Source organism: Paraburkholderia sp. EG287B (genome assembly GCF_040965595.1).
Classification (GTDB): Bacteria; Pseudomonadota; Gammaproteobacteria; order Burkholderiales; family Burkholderiaceae; genus Paraburkholderia.
The window spans coordinates 130,723-144,722 of record NZ_JBFRCG010000022.1 but is presented as its reverse complement, the minus strand read 5'-3'; the positions used below and the strand labels follow the sequence as shown (position 1 = coordinate 144,722).

12 protein-coding genes are annotated in these 14,000 nt (G+C 59.0%); 1 reads left to right on the top strand and 11 read right to left on the bottom strand.

From position 1 onward, the window contains the following. Positions 1-86: 86 nt before the first annotated feature. The 8 genes from AB4Y40_RS34165 to AB4Y40_RS34130 form a co-directional block, all read right to left on the bottom strand. Positions 87-785, bottom strand: a complete 699-nt coding sequence (locus AB4Y40_RS34165) for a serine hydrolase domain-containing protein (protein ID WP_368691595.1) — start codon at positions 783-785, stop codon at positions 87-89. 136 nt (positions 786-921) lie between these two features. Continuing rightward, positions 922-987 carry a hypothetical protein gene (locus AB4Y40_RS34160; protein WP_368691602.1) on the bottom strand — a complete coding sequence of 22 codons (66 nt, stop codon included), beginning with the start codon at positions 985-987 and terminating at the stop codon, positions 922-924. Further along, positions 972-2,387 (bottom strand): cysteine--tRNA ligase, encoded by a 1,416-nt coding sequence (cysS, locus tag AB4Y40_RS34155; RefSeq protein ID WP_368691594.1) that lies wholly within the window; start codon positions 2,385-2,387, stop codon positions 972-974. The genes AB4Y40_RS34160 and cysS overlap by 16 nt, the downstream gene beginning before the upstream one ends. Positions 2,388-2,695: 308 nt before the next feature. Next, positions 2,696-3,028, bottom strand: coding sequence for a barstar family protein (locus AB4Y40_RS34150; RefSeq protein ID WP_368691593.1), 333 nt, complete (start codon positions 3,026-3,028; stop codon positions 2,696-2,698). Between the two features lie 125 nt (positions 3,029-3,153). After that, the gene (locus AB4Y40_RS34145) at positions 3,154-3,441 is read right to left on the bottom strand and encodes a hypothetical protein (protein ID WP_074987096.1); all 288 of its coding nucleotides are present in this window, start codon (positions 3,439-3,441) and stop codon (positions 3,154-3,156) included. Positions 3,442-3,709: 268 nt separating this feature from the next. Next, positions 3,710-4,429: an Imm49 family immunity protein gene (locus tag AB4Y40_RS34140; protein ID WP_368691193.1), complete on the bottom strand. Its 720-nt coding sequence runs from the start codon at positions 4,427-4,429 to the stop codon at positions 3,710-3,712. Positions 4,430-4,984: 555 nt separating this feature from the next. Next, a complete protein-coding gene (locus AB4Y40_RS34135; protein ID WP_069269264.1) occupies positions 4,985-5,980 on the bottom strand; it encodes an NAD(P)H-quinone oxidoreductase in 996 nt (331 codons plus the stop codon). Positions 5,981-6,038: 58 nt separating this feature from the next. Next, positions 6,039-6,932 carry an alpha/beta fold hydrolase gene (locus AB4Y40_RS34130; RefSeq protein WP_368691592.1) on the bottom strand — a complete coding sequence of 298 codons (894 nt, stop codon included), beginning with the start codon at positions 6,930-6,932 and terminating at the stop codon, positions 6,039-6,041. Between the two features lie 155 nt (positions 6,933-7,087). Between AB4Y40_RS34130 and AB4Y40_RS34125 the strand changes: the two genes are divergently transcribed. Beyond that, positions 7,088-7,741 (top strand): TetR/AcrR family transcriptional regulator, encoded by a 654-nt coding sequence (locus tag AB4Y40_RS34125; RefSeq protein WP_368691591.1) that lies wholly within the window; start codon positions 7,088-7,090, stop codon positions 7,739-7,741. 326 nt (positions 7,742-8,067) lie between these two features. On the opposite strand, the gene AB4Y40_RS34120 is transcribed toward AB4Y40_RS34125, so the two are convergent. The 3 genes from AB4Y40_RS34120 to AB4Y40_RS34110 form a co-directional block, all read right to left on the bottom strand. After that, entirely contained in the window at positions 8,068-8,574 is a 507-nt protein-coding gene (locus AB4Y40_RS34120; RefSeq protein ID WP_342950147.1) for a hypothetical protein, read from the bottom strand. 306 nt (positions 8,575-8,880) lie between these two features. Next, complete coding sequence (locus AB4Y40_RS34115; protein WP_368691590.1) at positions 8,881-10,800, bottom strand: UvrD-helicase domain-containing protein; 1,920 nt, start codon at positions 10,798-10,800, stop codon at positions 8,881-8,883. Beyond that, the gene (locus AB4Y40_RS34110) at positions 10,797-13,151 is read right to left on the bottom strand and encodes an AAA family ATPase (RefSeq protein ID WP_368691589.1); all 2,355 of its coding nucleotides are present in this window, start codon (positions 13,149-13,151) and stop codon (positions 10,797-10,799) included. Before AB4Y40_RS34110 ends, AB4Y40_RS34115 begins: the two co-directional genes overlap by 4 nt. Between the last annotated feature and the right edge of the window lie 849 nt (positions 13,152-14,000).

Sequence of the window (14,000 nt, the reverse complement as noted above, 5' to 3'; positions counted from 1 at the left end):
CTGCTTTGCCGAACTACTCTCAGCTCTGAGTCTTTGTCAGCCATAGGTGTCCACCTCACAAATAGGTGGACACCTATGCTCCTCGCTCAGAGTGCTGTTGGGTAGACGTCGATAGTGGATCGCTTACCGTCAAAGAACTGACGCGCACGAGACTTGATGTGCGACGGCGGCCGCTCGAAAAGTTCCCACCACGTCGATTCCAATCCCAGTTCGTCGAAGCGCAGCTCTCGTCGAACCGCCGCCGCAAGAGTTCGACCGGTCACTCGCTCAACGATATCGCCCAACAGGATGTAGCCGGTGTCAGAGTATTGGAACTTAGAACCGGGTTCGCTCTGAGGCCCAGAATATTGAATGGACAAGCGGACCTGTTCCTCGCGCGTCCAATTGTGGGACGGATCGGCAAGCACCGCCTGAATGAAGCGTGGATCATCGCCATGATCGTAGATTCCGGCGCTATGATTCATAAGCTGACGCACCGTTATCAGTTCAGTCCGATAGCCCGCTGACTCCAACAGAGCGTTCAGAGCTGGTGTCATGACAGGTGCAATCGACGAGTCGAGGTCGATCTTCCCTTGCTCCCAGAGCCTTAGGATGGTCGCTGCGACAAACATCTTCGTATTGCTTGCAATGCGCAGAGGCGTGTCGACAGTCAGTGGCCTGTTGATGGATGCATCGGCTAAGCCGACCGCCACTCCCCACGGAGCAGGAACACCGGCTCCGGTGACAAAAATCGCCATCGGCGCGCAGGCCTCGCGCAGGGCCACAATCAGTTTTTCGTGTTCCAAACGTGTCTCCCGAAGAGCGTGGGTAACGAACGGGTGTGCCTATCTGGTGGATCGATCCAGTAACGTCATCGGCCTTTACGCCAACAGACAAACCGCACCTACGGCCACCGCGCCACATCTCGACTCTACCGATCTCTTACAGCCGACGATAGATCGAGTCTCGGCGCGTCATCAACAGATGATCGATCAGTTCTCTGCGCAAGGTAGCGCAATCGTCGAAGGTAGGGCGATTCTGAACAGGCGTTGACCTTCATTGGTGTCCTCGACTCTCCACCCCAGCGCTCGCAGTGTTTCCCGTATCTGGTCGGCCTTTGCCCAGTCACTCTCCGCTCTCGCACGCTCACGCTCGCCGAGTAGCACTCGGGCGTCTGCCGGGACTTCGGGCGCAACCGGATTCCAATCACGCAAACCGAGGCCAAGCACGACATCGAAGCTGTCCAAGGTCGCTCTCAAGGTGGAGGGCGGCAGGTCACTTTTGACCAGATCCCAAAGCACGGCAAGCGCCCTAGGCGCATTCAGGTCCTCGTTCACTTCGGCGTCGAATCGTGCTTCGAAATTGGGATCAATACGGCCTCCGCCCGGCAACCCGGAATAGAAGTGTCGAAGCCGATTCAGGGCTGTCTGCGCAGCTTCGAGAGACGCCCACGTGAATCGCAGCTTGCTTCGGTAATGGGCCGTAAGGCACAGGTAGCGGTACGCAATCGGATCGACGTTCCGGCGTTGCAAAGTCTGTAGACGAACGAAATCGCCGCTCGACTTTGACATCTTCGTGTCGGCATCGAGTGTCAAGAAATGGCCATGCATCCAGAAATTGGCAAGACGTGTACCGTGAGCCGCCTGGGTCTGCGCTATCTCGTTGCTGTGGTGCACGGCGACATGGTCCTCTCCACCGCAATGGATATCAAACAACGTCCCTAGATACTTCGCGGACATCGCCGAGCACTCGATATGCCAGCCTGGAAAGCCGCGCCCCCAAGGGCTGTCCCATTCCATTTGTCGCTTGACACCGGTCGGGCTGAACTTCCACAACGCGAAGTCTGTGATGTTCTTCTTTTCGCCCAGCGCAACCCGCTTGCCCGCGTGCAGTCCCGTACGGTTTAGCCTCGCGAGATAGCCATAGTCGTCCTGCTGACTGGAGTCAAAGTAAAGGCCGTCCTCTGTCCGATACACGTAGCCGGCTCGTACGAGTCTGTCAACGAATACGATCTGTTCGGAAATGTGGTCGGTCGCGCGGCACCATACCGTCGGCTCAAGCAGGCGGAGCGCTCGCCAGTCCCTGACGAACGCATCGGTGTAGCGCCGCGCCATGGCCCACGCCGATTCGCCCGTCCGCCGACTGCCCTTTTCCATCTTGTCTTCGCCTTCGTCAGCATCCGAAGTCAGATGACCAACGTCAGTGATATTAACGACATGCTGAACGTCGTAGCCGTTGCGCATCAATACGCGCCTAAGGACGTCCTCGAACACGTAGGTTCTCAGATTTCCAATATGTGCATCGTCGTAGACGGTTGGGCCGCAGCAATACATGCCGACCCGGCCAGCATCGATTGGCGTGAACGTGCGCACGGTACGCGACCAGGTGTCATAAAGCGCAAGCGGCATCGAGTTTCTCCGTCCCGAAGATGTCGTCCCAAAACAAAAAGGCCACCTGTTTTGAATCACAGGCGGCCAGAAGGCTATTGCTTCAAAGGTTTAGCGATTTCCCTAGACGCAAATTCCCCCTGGCACGTCCTGACAACATGCACAGATCAGAGAAGGGAGGAAATTGGCAAGACTAAGCATGCCGACGATGCTAGCGCCAATTGGCGGCGCAGGTCAATACCGATTGACTTAAGACCCGATTGCTAACGATCTAGACCACGCTGTCGGCTGACAGCTCTTGGCCGCAGTGCGCCTACCTGTCCTTTGATTCAGTCGTAGTACGACAGTGCGACCAAAGCGGCTCCATCCTCGCGCGTACGACGCCAGTTCACGAAAGCGCACGCGTCTTGCAAAGCCTCGAATAGGTCTGGACAGCGCCTCCTGAAACTGATGACAGCGCCAAGCTGTATCGCCAACGTTTCTCCCGGCCTGACATGCAAGCTCGTCATCGCAGCCTCGGGCTCATCGAGGTGACTCAAACAGTCAATCAACGCGTCCATATTGTTGCCATAAAACGCGGGAAAACCAAAGATCTGCGAGAAGACTCGATGGAACGAATGCCAGTCTGTAATTTCGGTCGTGTCTACGAACACTTTCGTCATCGCGCTTTTCCGAATGCTGTTGTGCGTCTAAGCGGTTCCCAAGGGTACTCCATCGTCGGATTGTCGCCAATTCACCGGTGATAGTCCAACGGCCGGTTGTGGCCGCACTCAGCTGGGATGATCAGTCACGTCACAAGGCGAGACCACAGCACTTCAAACGCTTTTATCGTCGTTTCCCGTGCTTCGAACTGCGGGTCGGCGTTTATCTCGGTCAATGAGGGCACCGGCAGCAATCCGAGTTGTGTCCCCAACGCCGATCGCTTTTCGTCTGCAAATCCAACTCGCCCGTCGCGAAAGAATTCAAGTTTACAAATCTCATAGCGATTCCGGTCGAGGACGGACACGAGACGGACTGGCTCCGCGTCGAAATCGTGCTTCCACGCGACGTCGATTGCTATCAACCCATCTTCCATTCGCACTCTCCGCACGTATCGAAGGAATTTCTAGTGGTGCTCCGTCGTCGGATTGTCGACGATTCCAGCACTGAGTGCCAGTGCCCGGTCATGGCCGACCAGCGCCTCACGGCCCAACTCAATAACGTCTCGGCTGCGCACACGACCCTGCTCCGACCTTCGGCGTTCTAAAGAGCGACCGTTACATGGGGCCGGTATGTGGGGGGCGACTGGGATGGGGATACCAGCGCTGGAGTGATGAGCTCAGTCACAGAACGTTCACCGTCGGCTACGCCAAGAAATCGTAGTGATTTCGGTAGGAATCCAAGGGCGCAATCGGCAGCCATTGTTGTGGCAGAAAAGGCGAGTCGATCATGACGTGATATCCGTGTCGCCATGCAATCTTTGCGTAAATCACCGCGGGAGTTGAAATCAGATCCTCAGTAAATCCGCTTTCATCTTTCGCACGAGCTAAGCGCGCCCTTGGCGTAATAATCTGCCGAATAGCATCCTCCATGGCAGGAGTATCTCCCTCTGCGAGCGCAAGATAGAATTGGTGATCAAGAAGATACTTCTTCTCACCACTTGCTGTTGGCGGATCTGCAAGAACACGCACACACCGACTCTTCAACCGCTGCCAGTCACCCTGAATTGCAATGATCGCCTGATAAGCCCAGAAGTCGTGAGTCTTGTGATTCTCAACTCGGCGGAGATCATAGGCCGATTTGCGATCGACAAACCAATTCACCAGCACATCGTTATCGGACAACAAAGGTGGGAGGAGCGCCAGCATTTTCCCACCGGGTGAAAACGTGTCGTTGACCATTCGATAGACCGCCCTAGTCAGGTTACCGCCTAAATAAAACCATTGTTTCATCGCAATCAGGTCCTGATGGACAAACCACGCGACCATTGCTTTGGCAGTTGCATGAGAGCTGAGCGACGTCATACACGCCCGAGAGTCACCGGTGCCGGTCTCGATGAAGTGAATCGTCTTGGGTAGATTCATGGCCATAGCGTCTATGTGCCGCCCGATGTGCGTCAACCTTTTAGACCTTGCATCGAAATCACTTGCTGCCACTCCGCCCTCCATTTCAATGACACATGTTCCGCTACGATGAATTGTCGGCAATCCAGATACTGTTGTCGAGCGGCCGCTGCTGGCCCGCACTGCGTCCCACGACTGGGCGCGCCGCTCGCCCCCGGCCCGCATGTCATGCAACTGGCATAACCGACCCGGAGCGGTCCCTCACCGTCCTCGATAGCGGCCATTCAAGCAGGCTTCGTATGGGGCCTGCGTCCCATGCAGCATCTCGCGGCGCGATACATCGCCATAGTTCCCTTTTGGCAAACCGCGCACGACGCTTTCCCCCGGTACATCGCAAATTTCGATGTTTTACCGATTCCAAGAAAGTGCGTTATCGCGGACTGAAGAAGAACACGGTGAAATCGCACACGCTGTTTGCTCTGGCGAACCTGCGACGATGCGGCATCGGTTGGGTTCGGTGGCATAAGTCCGTCCAAAATCGGAGCAATCCGGTAATTCAACACACGCGTATGCGGCTCAGTCAATTGCACTCGGGTCCAATATCAGAGCAATTTTGCCCACGTGCTCGCCCGCGTCCATTCGGGCGTGGGCCTGCGCGGCTTCGGCGATCGGGAAAGTGGCATCGATGATCGGCTTCAGCCGCCCTGCAACGACATCCGGCCACACGGTATGCAGCAAGGCCTCTGCCATCCGCGCCTTGAACGCCGGCGGACGCGAGCGCAGCGTCGAACCCGTGAGCACAAGACGACGGACCATTATCGGCACCATATCGATCTCTGACTGTCTGCCGGCCTGCGCCGCGATCGTGATATGCCGCCCGTCTTCGGCCAGGCACTGGAGATTACGCGAGACATAACTGCCCGCGACCATATCCAGCACTGCGGCGACGCCCCGCCCCTCCGTGATGCGCCGCACTTCCTCGACGAAATCGTGCGTCCGGTAGTTGATCGCATGCGCAGCTCCGATCTCTAGCGCACGCGCGCATTTCCGGTCCGAGCCACAGGTGACGATGACGGTCAAGCCGAACAGGCGGCCAAGCGCAATCGCCATGGTCCCGATGCCGGACGTGCCGCCATGCACCAACACGGTATCGCCCGCGTCCACGTGCGCGCCATCGAACAGATTGCTCCAGACGGTAAACAGCGTCTCCGGCAAGGCCGCTGCTTCGATCATGGACAGCGCGGCTGGCACAGGCAGACATTGACTCGCGGGAGCGCAACAATATTCGGCATAAGCGCCGCCCGCAACCAAGGCACAGACGGCTTGCCCCACGCGAGCAGCATCCACGCCCTGGCCCGCCGCGACAATCGTACCGGACAGTTCCAGCCCCAGAATGCTCGGCGCGCCGACGGGCGGCGGGTAGAGGCCGAGCCGCTGAATCACGTCGGGGCGATTGACGCCGGCTGCGGCGACGCGGATCAGATACTCGCCGGCCCCCGGCTTCGGTACGGACCGGCTTACGGGTTTCAGCACTTCGGGGCCGCCGGCCTGCTCCGGGTCGATGGCGATCATGGTTTCGGGCAAGCTCGTTACTGTCTGCACTTTCATCGCTTTCTCTGGATCTGTCCGCTCACCGGCTCAGCCGCGCGGCCAGGAAAGCGTAGATCGCTGCATTGACCGCCGTTGGGTTCTCGCGCGCGGCAAGATGGCCGGTCTCGGGTAGCAGCACGAATTCGCTGCCGGCGATCGCATCGACCAGGCTCTGCGTCTGAGCGATATCGAAGACACGATCCTCGCTGCCTGCGATCACGAGGACCGGCACATCGTGAATGCGCCGCATCGTCTCGTGCAGATCCTGGCGTGCGAGGAGGATGCCCTTGATGGCGAACGCGATCGACACGGGATCTTCGCGCATAACCTGACCGAGATAGGCCAGAAACTCGGGATGGTGCGCTTCTACCGCATTCCTGCCGAAACCTTGCTGCACGGCCGGCAGCAGCCAGTCGGGCGCCGTCTCGCATTGTTCCAGCGCAGCGGCCATACCGCTCATCTGCTCGATAATTTCCGGCGTAGACGCCGAAGCCGTGCCATTGGTGATGACCGCTGCCAGCACCCTCTCGCGCAAATCCGCAGCCGCAACACCCGCGACTAGCGATCCCCAGGAATTGCCGACGACGATGCAATTTTCCACTTCGAGCGCGTCCAGAATCTCCTTCAGACACGCCACGGAATCCTCGACGGAAATCGGGCGGCGCAACGCATCCGATCCGCCGATCCCCGGCGGATCGATCAGCACAATGTGATAGCCGGCAGCGAAGTGATCGAACTGATAGCTCCACATCGAGGCGTCCAGCATCAGGCTGGGCCAGAACACCATCGTGCGGCCGTCCTGCTTACCGCCAATACGGACGTTGACACGGCCGAACGCGGTCGGGATTTTCTGCTCCTGCGTCTGTGTTTTCCAGTTATCGCTCGGCGGTGGGCTCGCTATTTGATTTGTAGTACTTACTGTTGAATTCAGCATTTGAAAATCTCGTTCGGTAGAAAGGACGTGGTCGATCCGGAAAAACCGTTCAGACTCGCAAAGCTCATGACGCGCAGGCAGACAGCGCGGATCTAGCCAATCGATCTGAACGACGGTAAGATTGCATCTTATCCGTCGATCTTAACCGCGTCAAGATGCTTTCTAATTCATCTTCTTCCACATCGCCGAAAGCGGCATATCACCACGGCGATTTGCGCTCGGCCCTGATCAGCACGGGCGAAGCGCTGCTCGAGGAAAAAGGCGCCCCCGGCTTTACGCTGGCCGAATGCGCGCGGCGAGCTGGCGTTTCCAAAGCCGCGCCCGCGCATCATTTCGGCAATATGCACGGTCTGCTGGCCGCGATTGCCAAGAAAGGAGTGGATGAACTGGCCGAGCGCCTCGAAACGGCGCTGGCGCTGATCGAGGGCGGCCCCGCCGAGCGCTTGCGCTGTGTCGCGCGTGTGTATGTCGATTTCGCGCTCGATCGGCCCGAGCGCTTTCGCGTCATGTTCGGCCCGCCGCTCCCGGCCGATCAATACGGTAATACGCCGTCGGCACCGAACGACTGCGCGCTGTATGTTCTCGAGCGGGAAATCGCCGCCATCCACCTCAAGGGGGTGAGCCAGCGCGCGATCGCGGTGTTCGTCTGGTCGTTCGTGCATGGCCTGTCGATGCTGCTGCTCGATCATCGACTCGTGCGGTTGATGAAAGACGGACAGGCTGACCGCGATAGCCTGATCGAGGATACCGTGCAGTTGCTGTCGTTTTCGCTACCGGGCCCTGATTCGAGTGCGACCAACGCATCCTGAGGTTCTTCGGGGCAGTCTAGTCGCTCGATAACCCGGACCGTAGCCCGTTCGATCTGCTGCCAATGCGCAACGCAATCGCGGAGAACTTCCCTAGACTGATCTGTTTCATCCACGCAGTTTCTCACGTCATCATTGGAGCCTGATGACTTTTGCAGACTTTGCCTGACCCTCGGCTACGTAGGATTGTCATCAATTTGGGCGACATTTCCGAACGACGCTTCCTGGCCGCCCCCCGCCGCACAGGTGGAATTTCTCGCGCCACGGAACAGTACAACGCCGATCGATGATGATCATGGGTAGGCCTCTCGGCCGCGCAAAGAAGGGGCTCACGGGTGCGCCTCCACGCTCACCTGATTAAGGACGACCCCCCACCGGCCCGTGGTCTCGGTCACACGCAGCGTGCCGGTACCCGGCTGCTGAGGCAGGTGCCAGTGCGGGCCGCATACCGTAAGCCGGGCTTGCAAGGCATTGTCGTAGAAGGCTACACCGTAACCACAATTTTTCCAGCCGCTGGTCACCGCGTAGGGTACCAGCGCGATGCGGACCTGTGTGGCTGTCTGGCGCGCCAGCAGGTCGAATGACAGGCCAGCAATCAACCAACCCGAAATCGCGCCGAACGCGATGCTCCCTAGCAGGCGGCTCAGGGGGCCGTCCCCTCTGCGCCACGGCATATCGCGCAATAGGGGAACGGCGGCGACACCACCTGCGAGGCCGCCAGTGATCTGCAGGACGCGCACGATCCGGTATGGCGCGCCGTAGGCGTTGCGTGTGAGCAGCGCCAAGACCAACAGGAGGATCAGCGGACCCAAGCCGACCGCCAGGGTTCCGAGCATGGGCCTCCACGCGCGGCGGGGGGCAGACAGTACGACGGGACGGCGCATCCAGGGCATAGTCGTTAAACGATATATTTTCCCGACGAGGCATACAATCGGACTAGTCCGAAGCAGAGGACTCCAGAAAATTCTCACCTTTATTCAGAGCCTGCAGGGAAAATTGTTGACGATTTCGGTATCAATGTCGAGTGACTGAAACTGGCCGGCAACGGCTGCTGTCAAACGCATTGCTGCCTTTCGCCGAGCGAGTGCCAAATTTGTGCGAGCGACTTGCAGATCAGTAGCCATGGGATAGGCTGCGTCGATTCAGTTGATCAGTTCGACCTCGTCTTGTTCGAACCATCCGTACTGTAGGATGGCACTGCGAGCCAGTGCTGGATCCGGCGAGTAGTAGACGATGGCCAAGCTCTTCTCGGCCCGGCTGCAGGTCACGTAAAACAAGCGGCGGGTGCGGTCCGAACCGGTCTCTCGGCCGGCGGCTTCGTTTTCAAGGTCCGCTTTTGATTTCCCCTTGGTACCGAAGAATTTGTCGTAGGCAAAAAGAAAACCTCGCGCCTCGTCGTCATTGATCACGACCAGTACGCGTGGGAACTCAAGCCCCTTGACGCCCTGATGCGTCCCGAATTGCGACTGTCCTCGCGCATACAAGTCGTAGCGCTCGATCTGGCTCAGTGGTGCCTCAAGCGCTTTGCTCCATGCGCTCAGCTCAGGACTGGTGTCTTCGGCTTCTCCGTCCTCGGTGCGCTCCACCTGATCGCCCTGCCCTGCGTTGTCCGCGGCCGCTTCAACCTTGGCGTCACCGGAAACAAAGGGTGCCAGCGTGTCCGGGATGGAAAACAGACCCGTCTGCGCAACAAACTCGAGCACAGCCTGAGCATTGATCTCAGGCTGTTCCGTGATCAGCGCCAGAAGCCCGTCGCACGCCGCCTTAGCCTTGCCGAGCTGCGCGACCTGATTCGATCCAGCCTCCTGAAGCGCTGCACGATCCAGAAGGGGCGACGACGCCTTGATGATCGCAGTAGCACCGAAGCGGTCGTTGGCACGAAGCGCCTTGACCAGCGGCAACACGTCCCTGATGAAGAATCCAAGACCTGCTCCGGCGCCTTGAAGCAGGCTCGTCCTGAGGTTGTCGATCGCCCAAAGCGGCTCGAAGAATTCCGCGAAACCGAATCGCCTGGCAGACATCAGATGCTCAAGGGCGAGCGTCTTCACCGTGTCAGAGTTTTGCCAGGCCGGGTCACCAGCAATCGTCGCCATACGCTGGCGTACTGCCGCTTCAATGGCGAAGGGGTCGGCGCCCGCTTGAGGCGCGATGAAGACCCGGACCACACCCTTTTCAGCGTCGCTGCGGGGGACTTGTTCCTCGCCATCGACATCGTGGCGGATGCTGTTGATAACCTCAACGACGCGGGACGGGCACCGGTGGTTCATCCGCTTGCGAGGCATGGCCCACCTGGCCGGGATGGCCTTGTCCAACCGCTCTTTTCCGTCCGAGTAGATGCGCTGCATCATGTCCCCGAAAAGTCCCAGGCTGAACCGGCCATGGAACTCTTCCTCGAGATGCAGGAAGGCGTCCATGAGCGCCTTGTTCGTGTCCTGGCTCTCATCAATGAGCAAGACCGGACACCTGCTGACCAACATCCGCCGCAGTCCAGGTTTGCTGGTCAGGAAAGCCGCCGTCATGGCGATGACCTCCGAGTGGTTCAGAGAGTCGCGTGTTCGGTTGTCGCCGGTCGGGCTGTAGATGAACTTAACGATGGAATCCAGACGCGCCAGGCGGCGACGTTTGCTCTCCATGGATCGAAGCCGTTCAACGCCCGCTTTCGTGTTCGGGCGACCCTTCTTGTGCAGCTCCTCGAGTTCTGCAATCTCCTCTTCAAGGTTCTTGGCGACCCACTGACGGATGTCGGCGTTGAAGCCCTCGATCAGCGACCATGAGAAGGCATGAATTGTCATGACCTCGACGCGAGGATCGAATTCAAGGCGTTGCTTGATTGCGTCGCAAGCGGCGTTGGTGTAGGTGATGACGCCAACCTTCTTGCCGGTCAGGGTAAGTTGCCGGCCGTGCTCGCCATCGATCGTCTTTCTGACGGCGCTGACCAATGATCGCGTCTTCCCTGATCCAGCACCTGCATACAGGAAAAAGCTTCTGGGTTTGCCCAGGTCAAGACACGCGATGATCGTTGCGTCGGCCTCGGCATCGAATTGATCGTCGGCGGCCGTCATGGCTTCGCTCCCGACCCCGGACTCGCGGCGGTGGGGACTGAAACGGCCGTGGCCGGCGCCGTCGTCAAGATTTCCACCTGCTTCTTCTTCATCTGTTCCAGCAGCCACTCCAGACCCTCGGCGATGTACTGCGGCACCTTCAGTTTGTTGAAGTCGTCCGCCATCAAGACGTCGAGAGCGAATTCGGCCTTCTTGCCGTCTTTGAGCGCGGTGTACATGCTGGCACCAACCGCGGTTGCACCGCCACCCTTGGCAATTGCAGCTCGGAACTTGGCGTTCAATCCCGGGCCGGCAAACGCAGCGAAGAAGGCCACGTTCTCAAACACGAGAGCGTCCTCAAAGGTGTAGGGGTAGGCGGTCTCTTTGGCGGTGGAGCCCGGCATCGTGACCTCAACGGGTGTTTGGTACGCCGCGCGCACTGCGAACAGCGTGTCGCCGGCATCCGTGATCGTCTTAGCCGCCGGCGTCGCGCCGATAAGGGCGTCGATGTCGTCCAGGGCTGGCACCCAGGTCTTTAGGGTGGCGTTGTTGGTTTTCTGACCTGCGCCCAAAGCGGGTTGAACTGATGAGCCCCCCGTCGCTGTCAGGCTGTCCAGGTCGGTAACGATTAGCGTAAGCAAGCCCAGATGATCAATCAGCGGACGCAGACGATGGGCGTGGCTACCGCCAATCTCCAGCAAGGTGACGTAGCTCTGGTGCAGCACCTTGTAGTGGGCCCGAATGAAGTTGGGGATGAGCATACGCTCAGCCGGTCCCTCGACGAGGATCGCTGCGTCGGCGAAGAACAGGTCGGCGTGCTGTGCACGCAAATACCGGGTGACGAAGCGCTCGGTCTCCGTGCCCTCCCCGAAGACCTGCGACAGGTTGACCACCGTCGACACCGGCACCTTGGCCACCATGCCAGCCGGCAGTCTCCGGAAATACCGCAGGCTCGCGAAGGGCGTCTCATGCGCAACGTGACTCGAATGCGTGCTGACGATCAGTTGCGTACGCAGTGCGTCGCTTTCCCCCAGCTCTGGGTGCCTACGCAGCACCTCGTACGCCTTCTTGATAAAGACTTGCTGCACCTGCGCATGCAAGTGAGCCTCAGGCTCCTCCACGAGAACCAGGTGAAGTGGTTCAATGCTCGCAGCCCCGGAACTCTTGGACGCTTTGCCGACGCGCATCCAGGCGTCGCGAAAGCTCATCAGCCGGAAGATCATCGAAATGAGGTTCTGGTAACCCAGCCCGTTGCTGCCCTCCGGCAGCAGCAGGATGGGCGTAACCGCGCCCGCATCCGAAACCACGTCGACCTCGAAATTGACCGCCGCGCTATGGTTCAATCCATCGATCGCACGCAAGCGTGTCGATACGCGCGGACGCGGGTCGCTGACGCCCGGATAGCCTAGGCCCGCGACCTCGGTAAAGCATTCATTGAAGCTTTCCATCAGCTTCAGGTCAAATGCATCCTCAGCTGCCTCCATGGCTTGCAGAGCCTCTAGGTCCGTGGGATCCGGCCCCTTTGCTGGATCCAGATGCTTGGCGTAATAGCTTCTGAGTTGTTCAGAGAGCCGCGTACCGCCCGCCGAGGTTTGAAGCTCGCCTTCATCTTCGCCCCCATTCGGGATCTCGCCAAAGCCGCGTTGCGCAGGGATGTCATGCACCTTGATCAGGCCACTGAGAGGATCGCCCTCGATCGGTAATGCCGATGCCGGAAGCGACTGCGGCAAGGCCCGAAGCTTTTCCGGGTTGGCAAGTAGCGCTGGATCCAGCGGATAGGCCCGGATCATGAACATCGAGGTCAGCCGCTTGGTGAGGAAGTCGACCAAGGTTTCGGGCCAGACCGTCAACTTGGGTGAGGGCGCCGCGCCGGCAGCCTTGGCAGCTGCGGCAGCCGCAGCTGCTGCACGCATGGCATTGGCTTCGGTGACCGCGGTGATGAACTCCTTGAAGAGTGCCTTGAGGTCTTTGGGCTCGTAGCGCAGTCGCACTCCTAGCCGCCCGCCGGTCCAGTCCATGAGCGGGACCAAATCTCGGACCCGGTGGACTTCGTCCTCCTTGACCTGCAGCCACAGATCCAAGGCCGGCAGCGCTTGCACCCAGGGGTCCAGGGTGAGGTCAGCCACGACACCCTCCAGGTTCGCCTGAAGCCACGCTTCGCCGATGTCCACGAGCGCCGGCAAGTGGCACAACGTGAAGTCGTGGATGTCGAACGGACAGCGACGAGGCGTTAGGAAGCGCCGTAGGGCCAACATAGCTGACGTTTTGCCGCTGTTGTTCGCACCGACGAACAGCGTCGTCTTGAGCGACAAATCCACGCGGGCCGACAAGAGCTTCCTGAAATTCGCGATCTCGGCGAATTCGATGTGCATTTCGCACCCTCCCCTTTGCATATAGTTTTTGTAACGTTAACCGAAGCGTGAAGCCACGGATAGCTGGGGCAGCCTCGGAACCAGTCGCGGTTCTCGCCACAGTTCAAAGTCTCTTATTGAACGCAGCGGACATTCGAAGCCAAGAATCGACCGACTGCATCCAGCCTACAACGGTCATCGCTTGATGCACGTGCGATGGCCGCTCATGGCCGGCTAGCGCCCGACGACCAAGCGTGGCGCTCGCCGCGGGTGCGGCCTCTCATGCAAAGAGCATAAAGCGACCCATAAGAGACGACGATCTTTTCTACAAAGCGGCCATTAGACTCGGCGACATCGACTCAAAGCTGGGAGAACAACCCACCGAATATAAACAGGACACATCCCCCAGCAAACTGAGATTGGAGAATGCTGCGCCATCCTGGGTACCCATATGGCACCGGTGGGGAGAATCGAGTCTTGACAGGCAGGCGCAAGAGCCAAGTGCGCCATGTGTCTGTGATCGAGAGCGAGCCGGCAGCAAGGAGAAATAGAGGAACCATCCGATTCGTATTGAGCGGAATCGGGATGTCAAATACATGCGCCGCGATGGGTACAAGCGCGCCTAGTACCAAAAGTCCGCATAGGAAGCGATAGAGCAAGGTAAGGCTCGTCTTGAGCCACGTTGGCGCATTGCTCTCGCCTTGAGGTAGAGGCGTCCAGGTCATTCTTTTTGGCGGATCGGGTCCGTGTGTGTAGACAGGATTTGGCCGTGATTTGAATTTAACCTCGTCTCATGGTCCATCGCCAGATTGTTTACGAGTTCGGGATTCCCGTCGAGTGTCCAATTCCGGCCGATCGCCGCCTAACTTA